This is a genomic window from Kibdelosporangium aridum (assembly GCF_900176515.1).
In the GTDB taxonomy this organism is placed as follows: domain Bacteria; phylum Actinomycetota; class Actinomycetes; order Mycobacteriales; family Pseudonocardiaceae; genus Kibdelosporangium; species Kibdelosporangium aridum.
This window is the reverse complement of the sequence record NZ_FWXV01000004.1, coordinates 317,832-333,536: the sequence shown is the minus strand read 5'-3', so window position 1 is coordinate 333,536 and position 15,705 is coordinate 317,832. Positions and strand designations below refer to the sequence as shown.

Sequence of the window (15,705 nt, the reverse complement as noted above, 5' to 3'; positions counted from 1 at the left end):
CATAAACCGGACAATGATCGGCGCATGCTGTGCATCATGCGACGACTTGGCGTGCTCCTCGTCACACTGACAGCCCTCTCTGCCTGCACAGAGTCCTCCGCTGGCAGAGTTCCGCCGCCGACCGGCGCGACCAACGGTCAGCCGAGCACGCCGCAGGAGGCGCAGGCACCCACCATGAAGATCGAGACCGTCGCCGGCGGCCTCGAGCACGGCTGGGACATCGGGTTCCTGCCGGACGGCAAGGTTCTGGTCACCCAGCGGCCCGGCAAGCTGGCGCTGCTGTCGTCCACGCAGCCCGGCGCGACCGTCACACAGGTCCAGGCCGATTTCGGCGACGTGCTCGCGGTCGGCGAAGGCGGCCTGATGGGCATGGTGCTCGACCCGGACTTCGCCACGAACCGCGAGTTCATCACCTGCCAGACGTACAAGGAGAACGGCCAGGCGGTGGACGTCCGGCTGATCCGCTGGCGGCTCTCGCCGGACGGGCAGAGCGCGCAACGCGTCAACGTGATGCTGTCGGGCCTGCCGGTCGCCCGCGGCGGCAGGCACTCCGGTTGCCGTCCGACCATCGCTCCTGATGGCGCGCTGCTCGTCGGCACCGGTGACACCGCTCGTCCCGCGATCCCGCAGGACCGTACGAACCTCGGCGGCAAGGTGCTGCGGCTCGACGTCAAGACCGGCGGCCCGGCGCCGGGCAACCCGTTCGCGAGCTCGCAGAACCCGAATGAGCAGCGGGTCTACACCTACGGCCACCGCAACGTGCAAGGCGTGGCGATCCGCCCGACCAGCCAGCAGATCATCACCGCCGAGCACGGGCCGGACAAGAACGACGAGATCAACATCGAGCAGGCGGGCAAGAACTACGGCTGGGATCCGTCCCAAGGCGGGACCGTGAACAGCTACGACGAAGACGTTCCGATGACCGACCTGCAGCGATTCCCGGACGCCGTGCCCGCGCTGTGGGAATCCGGCGAGCGCACCGAGGCGGTGTGCGCGGCGACGTTCCTCGACGGCCCGCAATGGGGAGCCTTCAACGGGTCGCTCGTGGTGACGGCATTGAAGGGCTCGAAACTCCTGCTGTTCAAGATGGACGACGCGGGCAAGGTCCAGTCCGTCTCGGTGCCGCCGGAGTTCGACGACGACTGGGGCAGGCTGCGTGCCGCGCGGCAAGGTCCGGACGGCGCCCTGTACGTGACCACGTCCAACGGATCCGACGACAAGCTGCTGCGCGTGACCCTAGGGTGATTGCATGTCCTTTCCCGATGCGGTCTTCGCCGCGCTGCGCAATGAGCCGTCGAAGATCGCCGTCGAGCACGGCACGCGCGAGGTCACCAAGACCGAACTGCTCAACCTGACCAGCCGGATCGCCGCGGGGATGCGCGCGGCCGGGGTCAAGCGCGGCTCGGGCGTCGCGATGATCACACAGGTGACGCCCGAGGCGTTGGCCGCGTACCTCGCCGCGTGGGCGTTGGGTGCTCGAGTGGTCGGGATTCGTCCGGGGTTCAGCGACAAGCAGCTCGACCACATCCTCAGTGACGGCTTGGACCTGATCGTCACAGACGCGAAGCTGCCTGCCCTTTTGGACACCGAAGATGAGCCGTTGATCCTTACTTCCCGGCCGGATGATGTGGCCCGGTTGGTCTATACCAGCGGCAGCACTGGTCTACCCAAGGCCTGCGCACAGACATATCAGGCGCTCGCCGACCACTACTCGTGGAACCCCGACAACTGGGACGCCGCGACGGCTTCACAGGCTGCGGCGTGCGACCGGTACCTGCTGTTCGGGAGCCTGGCAAGCGTTGTCGTGCAGGACTATCTGGCGTTGTGCCTGCTGCACGGCGGAACCGCGGTCATTCCGCTTGAGATCCGGTTTCCCGACGTGCTGGCCGATCTGCGGATCACGTTCACCATCATGAACGTGCCACGGCTGTACGCGATGCTGGACTCGTTGCGGGACAACCCAATCGACCTGAGCTGCCTGCGCGGCATGCTTGTCGCCGGGTCACCGCTGGCGCCACATCGCTTACAGGAAGCCATGTCTCTCATTGGACCCGTGATTCACCACGCGTACGGCCAAAGCGAGACCAACGCGCTTACCGTTGCCACGCCTGCCGAGATTCTGGCGGGACGGATTGACACGGTCGGAAAACCGCAGGGCGGCGTGGAAATCGAGATCCGCGACGGCGAAGTCTGGGCCCGGAATCCATGGATGATGCGGGAGTATTGGGAAAACCCCGAGGAGACAGCCTCGGTGCTCGTCGACGGCTGGATCCGGACCCGGGACCTGGGTTCATTGCGTGACGGGTATCTGTATCTGACCGGGCGTGCCCGGGATGTTGTGATCGTCAACGGATATCCGGTGTACGCGGGGCCGATCGAGCGGGTGCTGGCCAGTCACCCCGCCGTGGACCAGGCTTACGTACTCGGCCCGGACGAAGTGCTGCACGCTTTCGTGATCCCCTTGCCCGGCAAGGAGCCTTCCCGCACGGAACTGTCCACTTTGGTGCGTGACGAGCTCGGCCCGGACAGCGTGCCCTCGACGATCACGTTCATCTCCGAAGTACCGGTGGCGCCGAGCGGCAAGCCGGACAAGCAGGCCCTGCTGGACGGCTAGACCACGATCACAACAGGTCACCAGAAGCCAGCATTCCCTTGGTTCATGGCACCTTCACGCCACGCGACATCGACCCTTTGTTGCTGCCAAGCTTCACTCGATCGGGGTACTTTCGTTCAAAGTTCAACAGCTTCCCCCACCGCACTGGCGGGAAGCACCCACAGGGATCACCACTGCACGAGGGGCAGACAGAGATGGCCAAGCACGCAGCAGGACCAGGGGCACCAGCCTTCAAGATCACCGCAGCCGACCGCAACCACCCGCCGAAGCACAGCAAGGAAGACCGCAAGCCCGAGGTGATGCGCGTGGTCATCGACGTCAAGAACGGCCTCAAGCGGGCCAGCTGAGCCGGGTCAGCGGCGCACCTTGGGCTTGTGCTCCAAGTGGGACAACCCGTTCCATGCCAGGTTCACCAGGTGCGCCGCCACATCGGTCTTCCGCGGCTTACGAACGTCCAACCACCATTGCCCAGTCAAAGCCACCATGCCGACCAGAGCCTGGGCGTACAGACCCGCCAGCTTCGCGTCGTAACCGCGCCTGCTGAAGTGCACACCGAGAATGTGCTCGACATGACTGGCGATGTCCGACAGCAGGCTTGAGAACGTCCCCGTCGAACTCGCGACGGGTGAATCACGGACCAGGATCCGGAATCCGTCGGTCGACGTGTCCACGTAGTCCAGCAGCGCCATCGCCGCGTGCTCAAGCAGCGTCCGCGGATGCATGTCCTCGGACAGGGACTCCGTGATCGCCGACAACAACTGGTCCATCTCGCGGTCGACCACCACCGCGTAAATACCCTCTTTGCCGCCGAAGTGCTCGTACACCACGGGCTTGCTCACACCTGCCCGATGCGCGATCTCCTCCACCGAGGCACCGTCGAAGCCCTTCTCGGCGAACAGCGCCCGGGCAACGTCGAGCAGTTGCCGCCGGCGCTGGGTCCCGGTCATCCGTACCCGCGTCGGCGGCCCTGCTCCGTTACTTCTCACCCGGACACACTAGGCCAGCTAATCCTTGCCGACAGCCAACCGGGCCAGACGCTGCTGGGTCGGCCAGCGGACGTCGTAGACCCAGCCGAGCTTTTCAAAGATCCAGATCACCCGCGCCGAGATGTCAATCTGGCCGCGTTGCACGCCGTGCCGCGCGCAGGTCGGGTCGGCGTGGTGCAGGTTGTGCCATGACTCGCCGCCGGACAGGATCGCCAGCGGCCAGAAGTTGGCTGCCTTGTCCCGGCTCTTGAACGGCCGCTCACCGATCATGTGGCAGATCGAGTTGGTCGACCAGGTGATGTGGTGCAGGATCGCCACCCGCACGAACCCGGCCCAGAAGAACGCCGTCAGCGCGCCCCACCAGGACATCGTGATCAAACCGCCGAGCAGCGCGGGCAGCAGGAACGTCAGCGTGGTGAACACCACAAAGAGCTTGTTGACCCGCACGAGGTCCTTGTCGGCCATCAGGTCAGGGGCGAACCGCTCCTTGTTGGTGACGTCCTTGTCGAAGATCCAGCCCATGTGCGCGTGCCAGAAACCCTTGGCCAGGGCCCACGGCGAGGTGCCGAACAGCCACGGCGAGTGCGGGTCGCCGTCCCGGTCGGAGAAGGCGTGGTGACGGCGGTGGTCGGCGACCCATGTGATCGGCGGGGACTGGACCGCCAGGCTGCCCATGACCGCCAGCAGGATCCGTGTCCCGCGCTTGGCCTTGAACGAGTTGTGCGTGAACAACCGGTGGTAGCCGACTGTGACGCCCAGCAGCGTGATCCAGTAGAACGCCACCGCCAGGATGACGTCCACCCAGGTCAACCCCCAACCCCAGGCGAGCGGCACGGCCGCGATCAGCGCCGCGAACGGCACCAGGATGAACACGTAGACCGCGATCTGCGTGGCCATGTTCCGCTGGCCCTCGAACATCGGCTTCGGGCCTTTGTCGCCCGCCGCCGAATCCTCGGTTTTGTCGAGGGTTGTTGTCATTCGCCCACCTCACGCATAACTTAGGTCAGCCTTACCTACGATATCGTAACTTACGACAGGGTAGGTTGCCCGAAGCCCGGCGCGCCACCCTGCGGGCCGTAATTTCGATCGCCCTTCACTACTGAGAACTACCCACGTGTGACGCTGCTAACGCCCGTTCGGGTAGTGCCCGAGAACAAAATCCACCGGGTGTCTGTCGCTCGCCCACCCCACTCGTGCGACGATGTCCAACCGTGAGCCCACGAGGCTCTCACTCCGCCGTGGTGTAAAGGCAGCACCTCAGATTTTGGTTCTGATGGTCCAGGTTCGATCCCTGGCGGCGGAGCGGTCAAGCTGAACAAGGGTTGTATGGGCAGGGGGTGCACCGCTGCGCAACGAGTCGGACGAGGAGCACCCGCCCGCGCTGGATGAGAAGTCCGACGCGTGGCTGGTCGGTCGCGCCAGTGAGCTGCTGGCGATCACGCAGAGCGCGGGAATTGCCGAGCAGGTCCAGAACGTCGACGAGGTCGACCACATGCTGGCCGAGGCCCAGCACCGCGGCGAGCCGCGCATGGTCGCCCAGCTCTTGCGTTCCGCCGTGGCGGTCCGGCTCACCACCTCCGGCCTCGCGCACACCGCGCAACCCTTGCTCGACGAGATGATGCTGCACACCCGCAGGCACGGCCTGCTGGTGCTGGAAGCCGACGCGCATGCCCTGCTCGGGCGGCTGATGCTGATGGACGGCGCCGAGGACATCGCGCTGACCGAAGCCGCGGTCGCGCTGGCGATGCTCGACGACGACCTGACCCCGGACGTGATGCTGGGCAGGCGCAAGTGGGACATCCTGCTGGCGTCCACTCTGATGGACATCGGCCTGGTGCTGACCCAGCTCGGCGTGTACGAGGAAGCCGACCAGGTGATGAACCGGGCCAGCCGGTGCATCAGGGACTCGTCCGGACCGCACCAGATCGCCGTGCACCTGATCAACCGGATCCGCCTGCTGGTCGGCTGGGGACTGCGCCTCGAACGGGTCGACCAGTCGGAGATCGCGCGGGAGAAGTTCGAGACCGCCGCGGCGATCTCACTGGCCGTCGAAGGCCCGTTCCGGGAGTCGCTCTTCCCCCGCAAGGCCGACAAGTCCGCCGCCGAACAGGTTCCCGTCGTCGCCGCGGCCATCGCGCTGGCGCATCCGTCCGCCGACCACGTCGACCGGCTGTTCGAGATCAAGCCGACCGCGAAGTACGCCCGCGAGTTGATCATCACGGCGATCGCGCTGGCACGCTGCCTCGAAGAGACCGGCTTGGTGGCCGAAGCGGTCGAGGTGCTCGCCGAAGCACGGGAGTCGTTGGAGGAAGACCCTTCGGAGCCGACACTTCGGCTGTGCCTGATCCGTGAGTTCGCGCGGCTGTCCGGGCCGGACGGCGGCGAGCGCACGATGAGCGCGCTGGAGAGTTACGCGCAGGAGCTGGAAAGCCAGCTCTGGGAGATGCGCGAGTCGCGCAAGGCCACGCTGAACACCCGCCGCGAACACGAGCGGCTGACCCGCAAGCACGGCGAGACCGAGAGGCAGGCGCTGCAGGACCCGTTGACCGGCCTGCCGAACCGCCGCGCACTCGACGACCGGCTCGAAGCGTTGGCCGCGACCGCGAACAACCATCCGCTCGCGCTCGCACTGGTCGACCTCGACGGGTTCAAAGAGGTGAACGACCAGTTCTCACACGCCGAAGGTGACGACGTACTGCGGGTGGTCGCAAGCACGGTCCGGGACGCCTTGCGTGGCGGGGACATGGTCGCGCGCTACGGCGGCGACGAGTTCGTCGTGCTGTTGCCGGGAGCGCCGTTGCACGCCGCCGAGGCCGCGTTGAACCGCGCGGTCGCCGCGGTTTCCAAGCTCCCTCATGATCTTTCCCACGGTGTGACGTTGTCGGTCGGCGTGGTCGCGTTGCGTCAGAACGAGACTGCGGCGCGTGCGCTCGCCCGTGCCGACGCGGCCATGTACGAAGCGAAACGCAGCGGTGGCAACGGAGTCGCCGCAGTCACGATGAGCACCGAAACCGCACAGTCGGGGCGAGTAGTGGACGACCCCGCGTGGGTCATGCCGGAGGCAACGTAGGATCGTTACCTGGTGTTATCCGTACGGATTCGGCAGGGAGATCGCTGATGCCCCAGGGTGGGAACGCCCAGCTCAGCACCGTTGTACTCGCCGCTGGCGAGGGCACTCGGATGCGCTCGTCGACCCCCAAGGTGCTCCACCCGATCGCCGGCCGGCCGCTCGTCGAGCACGCCGTCCGTGCGGCCGCCGGACTTGACCCAGACCATCTCGTCGTCGTGGTCGGTCACGGCAGGGCTGCGGTCACCGAGCACCTCGAGGGCTTGACGACCGCGCTGGACCGCAAGGTGACCACGGCCGTGCAGACCGAGCAGAAGGGCACCGGGCACGCGGTGTCGTGCGGTCTGGCGGAGCTGCCGAGCGACTTGAGCGGCACTGTGCTCGTCACGTACGGCGACGTGCCTTTGCTTGAGACGGAAACGCTTTCGGCATTACTCGCCGAACACTCGTCGTCCGGCAACGCGGTGACGGTGCTGACCGCGGTCGTGGACGACCCCACTGGCTACGGCCGGATCGTGCGTGACGCCGACGGCGGCGTGACCTCGATCGTCGAGCACAAGGACGCCGACGAGGACCAACTGGAGATCACCGAGATCAACTCGGGGATCTACGCGTTCGACGCCGCTGTGCTCGTCGATGGCCTGTCGCGGATCCGCACGGACAACGCACAAGGCGAGCTGTACCTCACTGACGTGCTGGGCATCGCGCGTGGCGACGGCCGCCGGGTCGGCGCGCTGGTGTGCGTCGACGCATGGCAGGTCGAGGGCGTGAACGACCGCGTCCAGCTGGCCCGGCTCGGCGCCGAGCTCAACCGCCGGATCCTGGAGCGCTGGATGCGTTCCGGTGTCTCGGTGATCGACACGAACAGCGTCTGGCTGGACGCCGGAGTGACGCTGGCCAGGGACGTCCTGCTCGAACCCGGAGTCCAACTGCGCGGGTCGACCCGAGTCGGCGAGGGCGCCACCATTGGTCCCGACACGACGCTGACCAACGTGACCGTGGCCGAGGGGGCGAAAGTCATTCGTACTCACGGTTCGGACTCGACCATCGGCGCGGGCGCGTCGGTGGGTCCGTTCGCCTACCTGCGGCCAGGCACCTCGCTGGGCGACAAGGGCAAGATCGGCACGTTCGTCGAGGTCAAGAACTCCGAGATCGGGACAGGAACCAAGGTCCCGCACCTGTCGTACATCGGCGACGCGACCATCGGCGAGTACAGCAACGTCGGTGCCGCCAGCGTCACCGTGAACTACGACGGTGTGAGCAAGCATCGCACCACGATCGGCTCACACGCCCGTACCGGCTGCGACAACATGTTCGTCGCTCCGGTGACAGTCGGCGACGGTGCCTACACCGGCGCCGGCACCGTGATCCGGCGGGACGTCCCGCCGGGCGCGCTCGCAGTCTCCGGCGGTCCGCAGCGCAACCTCGACGGCTGGGTGGTCTCCCGCCGTCCGGGCACTGCGGCCGCTGAAGCGGCACTCGCCGCACAGAAAGCCGAGGAGCAGCAGTCATGAACGCCAAATCCGGGACACCGAAGAAGCACCTGATGCTCTTCTCCGGCCGTGCTCACCCGGAGCTGGCCGAGGAAGTGGCGCGGGAGCTGAACGTCGAGATCACGCCGCAGGCGGCGTACGACTTCGCCAACGGCGAGATCTTCGTGCGGTTCAACGAGTCGGTGCGGGGCACGGACGCGTTCGTGATCCAGTCGCACACCAGCCCGATCAACCAGTGGATCATGGAACAGCTGCTGATGGTGGACGCGCTGAAGAGAGCGTCGGCCAAGCGGATCACCGTGATCATGCCGTTCTACGGCTACGCGAGGCAGGACAAGAAGCACAAGGGCCGCGAGCCCATCTCGGCCCGGCTGATCGCGGACATGTTCAAGACCGCGGGCGCCGACCGGATCATGACGGTCGACCTGCACACCGCGCAGATCCAGGGCTTCTTCGACGGACCGGTTGACCACCTGTTCGCGCAGAACATCCTGGCCGACCACATCAACGCGACCTACGGTGACGCCGCGGACATCACCGTGGTCTCGCCGGACTCAGGCCGCGTGCGCTTGGCCGAGAAGTGGGCCACGCAGCTGGGTGACCGCCCGATCGCGTTCATCCACAAGACACGCGACCCGCTGAAGCCCAACGAGGCCGTCGCCAACCGCGTCGTGGGTGAGGTCGCGGGCAGGCTGTGCGTGCTGGTCGACGACATGATCGACACCGGTGGCACGATCGTGAAGGCCTGTGACGCCCTGATCGAGGCCGGCGCCTCGGACGTGGTGATCGCCGCGACGCACGGAATCCTGTCCGACCCGGCCTCCGAGCGCCTGGCCAACTGCAAGGCGCGGGAGGTCATCTTCACCAACACGCTGCCGATCGCCGAGGACAAGCGCTTCCCCGGGTTGACCGTGTTGTCGATCGCGCCGCTGCTGGCCCGCGCGATCCAGGAGGTCTTCGAAGACGGCTCGGTCACGAGCCTGTTCGACGGCAACGCCTGACAAGCCAGCCATTCGAGTGAAGTCGGTGCGAACGGACCGTTCGCACCGACTTCTCCCTTGTCAGCCCACTGCACACCCACCTCCGCCGATAGAATGGCGCCGGGGTCGCCCCTCGGGAGTGGTGGGGGATGTCTGGGGTGGGGTGGGGGTTTGAAAGGCGCCCTTCACGCCGCGGAAAAGGCTCCACTTGCGCTACAGTGACCGGCTTTGACCGAACCCTGCCGGGACTGGTCTTCCGTCTTGGATCGCGTTTACACCAGTTCCCAGCTCCGGGGCGGGGTCGCGGTGCCGTAGAGCGCCTTGGCGCGTTCCGCGTACGCCTTCGAAGCCACATCCCGGATCACCGGGCGGACGTCCGGCGGCATGTTCTCCACCGTCGCCGCGATGATGTCCTCGTCGCCCTCGTACATCGCCATCCCGAAGCCGACCATGAGCTCCTGCGGGTCGATCTCGGCGATTCCCTCGGCGACGTGCTTGTTCCACTCGTCCATCGCGATGTGCTTCTCCATCAGCGGGACGACTCGTTCCTCCTCGGTGTCCAGGTGCTCCAGCAACGCGGGCACCAGCCGGTCGAGCGCCGCGACCAGTGCGTTGCGGGTGGCCGGGCCGAAGTTCGTCCGCCATGCGGCCATCGCTTCGGTTACTTCTTCACCGTATTTCGCGACACTCGCGTGCTGGCTTTCCATCAGCGTGACGATGTCCGCGATGTCGTCCGGGCACCGCTTCTCCAGCAACGGCCAGACGTGCGTGTCCTCCATGTGGTGATGGTGGTGCAGCGTGGTGCCCACCGAGGTGATGTGGTCGGCGACCAGTTCGGCACGGTCATTCGTGGTGGTGTTCATGACCAGGCCGCCGGCGAGCAGGAATTCACGCCGGAACATCCGGTGCAACATCGCCATCTCACGGCCGTCGAAATAGGCAGTCATGCCGTGCAGTGTTGTCCGGTGTTCAACGAATCTGAGCTGGAAACCGCGCATCTGGCGAGAGGTCGCCGGTCCTGCCGCGCGCACAGAGGTGGGACCCCCGGTGGTTGCGGGATGAAGCTGACGTAAACTATCCGGGTTGTCTCGGCGAGGCCGGGTTCCTTGCAGAACCTGGCGTGATCGACGCGGCTGGTTTGGTAGCCGTGTGTCTTCACGCCTGCCTCCGCCGCGGTGACGACCCCACTTAGCCTTTTGTGTTGAAGGAGAGCATCACCGTGTCCGAGGTCCGTCTTGCCGCCGAGTCGCGTACCGAATTCGGCAAGGGCGCCGCGCGCCGTACCCGCCGCGCCGGCAAGATCCCCGCGGTGCTCTACGGCCACGGTTCCGACCCGAAGCACCTGGCTTTGCCGGCGCTCGAGTTCGCCCGTGTAGTCCGTGAGCACGGCCAGAACGCCGTCCTGACGCTGGACGTGGACTCCAAGTCCGAGCTGGCGCTGACCAAGACCGTCACCACGCACCCGATCAAGAACTACATCGAGCACGTGGACCTGCTGCTGGTGCAGCGCGGCGAGAAGGTCAGCGTCGAGGTGCCGATCGTGCTGACCGGCGACCCGGCCGCGTCCACCCTGGTCACCCAGGACCTGACCACGATCTCCGTCGAGGTCGAGGCGCTGCACATCCCCGAGCAGATCGAGCTGTCGATCGAGGGCGCACAGGCAGGCACCCAGATCACCGCGGCCGACGTGAAGCTGCCGCAGGGTGCCACCCTGGCGACCGACCCCGAGGCCCTGGTCGTCGCGGTCAACCCGGCCCCGACCGCCCAGCAGCTCGAGGGCGACACCGGCGAGGCCCCGGCCGCCGAAGAGGCCACCGAAGAAGAGGCCTGATCTGACATGAGCGAAGGGCCGGGCACCGTGGTCATTGTCGGCCTCGGCAATCCCGGCCCTCGCTATGCCGCCAACCGGCACAACGTCGGCGCGATGGTGCTCGACGAGCTGGGTGACCGGGTAGGCGGGAAGTTCAAGGCCCACAAGGGTCTTGCCGACGTCCTCGAAGGACGGCTCGGCACCAGGCGGGTAGTGCTGATGAAGCCGCGCTCGTTCATGAACGTCTCCGGTGGACCGGTCGCCGGTGTCGCCAAGTTCTTCAAGGCCCAGCCGGACGACATCGTCGTGATCTACGACGAACTCGACCTGCCCTTCGGAACCGTCCGGCTCAAGCTCGGCGGCGGCGAGAACGGCCACAACGGGCTGCGGTCCATCTCGAAATCCTTGGGCACCAAGGAGTACCACCGCGTCAGGGTCGGCATCGGCCGGCCGCCCGGCCGGATGGACCCGGCCGACTTCGTCCTGAAGGACTTCTCGGTGGTCGAACGCAAAGAGCTGCCGTTCGTCTTCGACCGCGCGGCCGACGCCACCGAGGCCTTGATCAGCAACGGCCTCGAAGCCGCACAGAACACCTTCCACGCCCTGAGCTGAGGTCAAGCAGGCCCGGTTGGCGAAGCGAGGTTTCACCAACCGGGCAAATGGCTACTTGGCTTCGTTCTTGCGGATGCTCTCCGCGAGCTGCTCCCCCGCCGCGGCCCGGCGGAGCTTGCCGGACGGTGTCTTCGGCAGCGAGCCTGGCGGCAGCACGAGCACGGCGACCGGCCGTGCCTCAACCGAGTCGAAGACGCGCGCGGCGATTTCCTTGCGCAGCCTCGCTTCCTCGGACTCGTCACCAGCCAGTTTGGACTCGACGACGACCGCGAAACGTTCACGCCTGCTGCCCGCGTCGAGCCGGACCGCGACCGCGTTGCCCGCGCGGACACCGTCGACGCCGGTCGCGGCGCGCTCGATGTCGGTCGGGTAGATGTTCCGGCCGCCGAGGATGATCACGTCCTTTTCCCGGCCGCACACCACGATCTCGCCGTCGATGGTGTACCCGATGTCCCCTGTGGACATCCAGCCCTCGTCGTCCTGGATGGACCTCGGGCCGTCCACGGTCAGGTAGCCGGGCGTCACCGACGATCCGCGCAGCTGGATCTCGCCGACCTCACGGTTGCCCCGGATCTCGCCATCGGGCGTGATGATCCGTGCCTCGATGCCCGGCAAAGGCTTGCCCAGCACGGCGAACGACCGCACGTCATCCGCAGGCTCGACCGGCACGGCGCGGCGGTCGACCTCGAGCGCGTGCGGGTCGATGTAGTCCAACGTCAAACCGGTGAACAGCGGCGCGAACGACACCGCGAGCGTGCACTCCGCCATTCCGTACGCCGGAAACACACACTCCGCCGGCATGTTGAACCGCGCTCCCGCGTCGGTGAACCCCTTCACGGCGGACGCGTCGATCGGTTCGGCGCCGTTGAGGGCCAACCGCAACGTCGAAAGGTCGTAGTCGCCGTCGTTGGCGTTGCGCATCCGGCGGCCGACCATGGCGTACGCGAAGTTCGGCGCGGCCGTGATGGTCGCGCGATAGCGACTGATCAGGTCCATCCACAGCAAAGGCGCGCGCAGGAAGTCAGCGGGCGTGACCTTCACCAAGTCGATGCCCAGCGTCATCGGCGTGGTCAGGAAGCCGACCATGCCCATGTCGTGGAACAACGGGAGCCACGACACCATCGTGTCGTTCTCCCAGTCCAGCGCGGCTTTCTCGGCCATCGCCCCCATGTTGGCGAACAGGTTGCCGTGCGTGATCCGCACGGCCTTCGGGTCCGCAGTCGAGCCGCTTGTCAGCTGCAGCAACGCATGCACGTCCTCACCGACGTGAACAGGCTCGGCGAGCGGCGTGCCGCCGGTGAGATCGGTCAGCATCCGGTACGGGACGTTGTGCTGGGTCAGCACCGGCGCGAGCTGGTCGAACGGCGAGCCGAGCAGCACCAGCTTGGAATCGATCATGTCGAGGACTCGCAGCGTGTCCTCCGCCCACACCGCGAGATCCGTGCGCGGCGTCGGCTGGTGCAGCATCGTCACACTGCCACCGGACAACCAGACAGCTTGGATCGCCGGAGCGATCAGGACAGGATCAGCCGCGAGCACGGCGACCGCGCTCTGCGGCCCAAGACCGCCTTCCACCAACGCGCCCGCCATCTTGCGAGCATCCTGGTGCACCTGCGCCCACGTCCGGCGTACGGGGTCGCCGGGTTCCCCGGTGACGATCCCCTTGACCTGGCCGCGGGTGGCGGCGTTGCCCAGCAGGGCGTCCACGAACCGACTCATAGCGCCCAATCTAATTGGTCTTGGCTGGTTACTACCGACAACAACCCGCTACTCGGCGTTATCCGCGATCTCCAACCAGCGCTCCTCGACCTCGTCCTTCTCCTTGAGAAGGTCCCTGAGCTGGGCATCGAGCTCAAGCAGCCGGTCCGGATCGGTGGCCGCCGCGGCAAGCGCGGCGTGCAACTCGGCTTCCTTCTTGGTCAGCTTGTCCAATGTGCGCTCAAGCCGCGCGAGCTCCTTGCCTGCCGCGCGCTGATCGGCCGCGTTGGACTTCGGCTTGGCGGCCTTCGCGGCTGGTGCGACCGCGACCGGTCCGGCCATCGTGGACCGGCGTGACAAGTACTCGTCGATCCCGCCCGGCAGGTGCTTCGCACGACCGTCACCGAACAGCGCGTACACCTCGTCGCAGACGCGCTCCACCAGATAGCGGTCGTGCGAGACGACCACGAGCGTGCCAGGCCACGAGTCGAGCAGATCTTCCAGCTGCTGCAACGTATCGATGTCCAGGTCGTTCGTCGGCTCGTCGAGCAGCAGGACGTTCGGCTCGGCCATGAGCAGCCTCGACAGCTGCAACCGGCGCCGTTCACCACCGGAGAGGTCCGAGACAGGCGTCCACTGCCGGTTGGCCGGGAAGCCGAACTTCTCGGCCAGCTGCGAGGCGGACAGTTCCTGCTTGCCGAGCGTGACCCGGCGCGCGATCTCCTCGACCGCCTCAAGAACCCGCAGTTCACCGGGCAGGTCGGCGAGTTCCTGGCTGAGGTAGCCGAGCCGGACGGTCTGGCCCTGGATCCGTTTGCCGCTTTCGGGCTCGGTCTCGCCGGCGAGCAGGCGCAGCAACGTCGTCTTGCCCGACCCGTTCACGCCGACAAGACCGATGCGGTCACCCGGCCCGATCCGCCACGTGACGTGATCCAGCAGTTGACGGCCCGGCACGCTGAGGCTTGCGTCCTCGAGCTCGATCACGGTCTTGCCCAGCCTGCGCTTCGCGAAGGCCGTCAGCTCAACGGAATCACGCGGCGGCGGTACGTTCGCGATCAGCGCCTCGGCCGCCTCGATGCGGTAGCGCGGCTTCGACGTCCGCGCGGGCGCACCTCGACGCAGCCACGCGAGTTCCTTCGCTGCCAAGTTGCGCCGCTTCTCCTCCAGCGTCTCGGCCAACCGCGCCCGCTCGGCCCGTGCGAACACCCAGTCCGCGTAACCGCCTTCGTACTGCTCGACGCGCCCGTTCTGCACCTCCCAGGTACGCGAACAGACCGTGTCCAGGAACCACCGGTCGTGCGTCACGACAACAAGGGCAGTCCGCCTGGCCAGCAGATGGTCCGCCAGCCACCGCACACCCTCGATGTCCAAGTGGTTCGTCGGCTCGTCGAGGATCACCAGGTCAAGGTCCTGGACAAGCGCGGCGGCCAACGAGACCCGCCGGCGTTCCCCACCCGACATGCGATCGAGCGGAGCGTCCAACCCCAACGCCGAAATGCCGATGCCATCCAGCACCGCCCGCACCCGCGCGTCCGCAGCCCATTCATGCTCCGCGTTGAACCCCAAGGGATCCAGCACAGCATTGCGCACAGTCCCGCCCGGCGGCAGGTCCGTCCGCTGCGTCACCACAGCCATCCGCAGGTCCCGCGTTCTACTGACGCGCCCACTGTCCGCAGGCTCGATGCCCGCGAGCACCTCCAGCAGCGTCGTCTTCCCGCCGCCGTTCAACCCGACGACCCCGATCCGGTCGCCCTCACCGACACCCAGCGAGACGGCGTCCAGCAACGGCCGAACCCCGTAGGACTTGCTCACCGACTCCAGATTGACCAGATTGGCCATCTACCCGCGCTTCCCTCGTGACTGCATCTCACAGTCGAGGGTATTAGGCGGCTCGGACCGCCCGCGCACACGTTGCTGGTTGGTTACGACTCAGGCTCTGCCCGGCCACTTTCCGTAGCGGTCTTCGCCGTGCCGAGTATGCATACCTGGCTCACCCGTCCAACCAGGAAAGGAAACTCTGTGCACCCAGCCCCGTACGGCCAGCCGACCGGCCTGATGATCAAGCAGCGCAATGCTGTTCTGGTCTGGCTGATCTGGCCGTTCATCACGCTCGGCATCTACACCTTCGTGTGGTACTACAAGATCCACCGGGAGATGGCCGAGTTCCACCGCAAGCCCGACTCGCCAGTCGCCGGGCCGATGCTGGTGCTGCTTCTGCTGAGCTGGACGATCATCGCCCCGCTCATCTCGATCTACCGGACCGGCGAGCGGATCGCGTACGCCCAGCGCCGCGCGGGCATCCAGGACACCTGCAGCCCGGTCATCGGCCTGCTGCTGATGTTCGTGCTCGGGCTCGGTGTCCTGTACTACCAGATCCAGCTGAACAAGATCCCCGAGCGCTACGGCGTTCCGGAGGGCACCGAGGTCCAGTTGGTCGCCGCCTGA

Annotated in this window: 14 protein-coding genes and 1 tRNA gene; 10 read left to right on the top strand and 5 right to left on the bottom strand. The window is 66.6% G+C overall.

Annotated features, from left to right (window positions below; all coding sequences use genetic code 11):
• The first annotated feature begins 36 nt into the window (after positions 1–36).
• The 3 genes from B9C43_RS25355 to B9C43_RS56860 all read left to right on the top strand — a co-directional run bounded on the left by B9C43_RS25355 (position 37) and on the right by B9C43_RS56860 (position 2,961).
• On the top strand, positions 37–1,245 hold the full coding sequence (locus B9C43_RS25355; RefSeq protein ID WP_033383504.1) for a PQQ-dependent sugar dehydrogenase: 1,209 nt from the start codon (positions 37–39) through the stop codon (positions 1,243–1,245).
• 4 nt (positions 1,246–1,249) lie between these two features.
• Entirely contained in the window at positions 1,250–2,614 is a 1,365-nt protein-coding gene (locus B9C43_RS25350) for a class I adenylate-forming enzyme family protein (RefSeq protein ID WP_084429580.1), read from the top strand.
• A 194-nt stretch (positions 2,615–2,808) separates the two neighbouring features.
• Positions 2,809–2,961: a hypothetical protein gene (locus B9C43_RS56860; protein WP_160096688.1), complete on the top strand. Its 153-nt coding sequence runs from the start codon at positions 2,809–2,811 to the stop codon at positions 2,959–2,961.
• Positions 2,962–2,967: 6 nt separating this feature from the next.
• Here the strand turns inward: B9C43_RS56860 and B9C43_RS25345 are convergent, their stop codons facing one another.
• Entirely contained in the window at positions 2,968–3,561 is a 594-nt protein-coding gene (locus B9C43_RS25345; RefSeq protein WP_084429579.1) for a TetR/AcrR family transcriptional regulator, read from the bottom strand.
• Between the two features lie 57 nt (positions 3,562–3,618).
• Positions 3,619–4,578: an acyl-CoA desaturase gene (locus B9C43_RS25340; protein ID WP_033383494.1), complete on the bottom strand. Its 960-nt coding sequence runs from the start codon at positions 4,576–4,578 to the stop codon at positions 3,619–3,621.
• A 254-nt stretch (positions 4,579–4,832) separates the two neighbouring features.
• Here B9C43_RS25340 and B9C43_RS25335 point away from each other — a divergent pair.
• From B9C43_RS25335 to B9C43_RS25320, 4 genes are all read left to right on the top strand, one after another.
• A tRNA-Gln gene (locus B9C43_RS25335) sits at positions 4,833–4,903 on the top strand.
• A gap of 189 nt (positions 4,904–5,092) precedes the next feature.
• Positions 5,093–6,670 carry a GGDEF domain-containing protein gene (locus B9C43_RS25330; protein WP_235038824.1) on the top strand — a complete coding sequence of 526 codons (1,578 nt, stop codon included), beginning with the start codon at positions 5,093–5,095 and terminating at the stop codon, positions 6,668–6,670.
• A 47-nt stretch (positions 6,671–6,717) separates the two neighbouring features.
• Positions 6,718–8,181: a bifunctional UDP-N-acetylglucosamine diphosphorylase/glucosamine-1-phosphate N-acetyltransferase GlmU gene (gene glmU, locus B9C43_RS25325; protein ID WP_033383481.1), complete on the top strand. Its 1,464-nt coding sequence runs from the start codon at positions 6,718–6,720 to the stop codon at positions 8,179–8,181.
• A complete protein-coding gene (locus B9C43_RS25320; protein ID WP_033383480.1) occupies positions 8,178–9,161 on the top strand; it encodes a ribose-phosphate diphosphokinase in 984 nt (327 codons plus the stop codon). The genes glmU and B9C43_RS25320 overlap by 4 nt, the downstream gene beginning before the upstream one ends.
• A gap of 251 nt (positions 9,162–9,412) precedes the next feature.
• On the opposite strand, the gene B9C43_RS25315 is transcribed toward B9C43_RS25320, so the two are convergent.
• Positions 9,413–10,087 carry a hemerythrin domain-containing protein gene (locus tag B9C43_RS25315; protein ID WP_160096686.1) on the bottom strand — a complete coding sequence of 225 codons (675 nt, stop codon included), beginning with the start codon at positions 10,085–10,087 and terminating at the stop codon, positions 9,413–9,415.
• A 272-nt stretch (positions 10,088–10,359) separates the two neighbouring features.
• Here B9C43_RS25315 and B9C43_RS25310 point away from each other — a divergent pair, with 272 nt between their 5' ends.
• A complete protein-coding gene (locus tag B9C43_RS25310) occupies positions 10,360–10,971 on the top strand; it encodes a 50S ribosomal protein L25/general stress protein Ctc (RefSeq protein ID WP_033383492.1) in 612 nt (203 codons plus the stop codon).
• Between the two features lie 6 nt (positions 10,972–10,977).
• Positions 10,978–11,562 (top strand): aminoacyl-tRNA hydrolase, encoded by a 585-nt coding sequence (gene pth, locus B9C43_RS25305; protein ID WP_033383476.1) that lies wholly within the window; start codon positions 10,978–10,980, stop codon positions 11,560–11,562.
• Between the two features lie 51 nt (positions 11,563–11,613).
• On the opposite strand, the gene B9C43_RS25300 is transcribed toward pth, so the two are convergent.
• On the bottom strand, positions 11,614–13,281 hold the full coding sequence (locus B9C43_RS25300; RefSeq protein WP_084429577.1) for a fatty acyl-AMP ligase: 1,668 nt from the start codon (positions 13,279–13,281) through the stop codon (positions 11,614–11,616).
• Between the two features lie 48 nt (positions 13,282–13,329).
• On the bottom strand, positions 13,330–15,099 hold the full coding sequence (locus tag B9C43_RS25295) for an ABC-F family ATP-binding cassette domain-containing protein (RefSeq protein WP_033383474.1): 1,770 nt from the start codon (positions 15,097–15,099) through the stop codon (positions 13,330–13,332).
• A 180-nt stretch (positions 15,100–15,279) separates the two neighbouring features.
• Between B9C43_RS25295 and B9C43_RS25290 the strand changes: the two genes are divergently transcribed.
• Positions 15,280–15,705, top strand: a complete 426-nt coding sequence (locus B9C43_RS25290; protein WP_235038823.1) for a DUF4234 domain-containing protein — start codon at positions 15,280–15,282, stop codon at positions 15,703–15,705.

Coding starts and splice junctions, on each gene's coding strand:
- B9C43_RS25355 (WP_033383504.1), top strand. CDS start 37: ATGCGACGACTTGGCGTGCTCCTCGTCACACTGACAGCCCTCTCTGCC.
- B9C43_RS25350 (WP_084429580.1), top strand. CDS start 1,250: ATGTCCTTTCCCGATGCGGTCTTCGCCGCGCTGCGCAATGAGCCGTCG.
- B9C43_RS56860 (WP_160096688.1), top strand. CDS start 2,809: ATGGCCAAGCACGCAGCAGGACCAGGGGCACCAGCCTTCAAGATCACC.
- B9C43_RS25345 (WP_084429579.1), bottom strand. CDS start 3,561: ATGACCGGGACCCAGCGCCGGCGGCAACTGCTCGACGTTGCCCGGGCG.
- B9C43_RS25340 (WP_033383494.1), bottom strand. CDS start 4,578: ATGACAACAACCCTCGACAAAACCGAGGATTCGGCGGCGGGCGACAAA.
- B9C43_RS25330 (WP_235038824.1), top strand. CDS start 5,093: ATGCTGGCCGAGGCCCAGCACCGCGGCGAGCCGCGCATGGTCGCCCAG.
- glmU (WP_033383481.1), top strand. CDS start 6,718: ATGCCCCAGGGTGGGAACGCCCAGCTCAGCACCGTTGTACTCGCCGCT.
- B9C43_RS25320 (WP_033383480.1), top strand. CDS start 8,178: ATGAACGCCAAATCCGGGACACCGAAGAAGCACCTGATGCTCTTCTCC.
- B9C43_RS25315 (WP_160096686.1), bottom strand. CDS start 10,087: ATGACTGCCTATTTCGACGGCCGTGAGATGGCGATGTTGCACCGGATG.
- pth (WP_033383476.1), top strand. CDS start 10,978: ATGAGCGAAGGGCCGGGCACCGTGGTCATTGTCGGCCTCGGCAATCCC.
- B9C43_RS25300 (WP_084429577.1), bottom strand. CDS start 13,281: ATGAGTCGGTTCGTGGACGCCCTGCTGGGCAACGCCGCCACCCGCGGC.
- B9C43_RS25295 (WP_033383474.1), bottom strand. CDS start 15,099: ATGGCCAATCTGGTCAATCTGGAGTCGGTGAGCAAGTCCTACGGGGTT.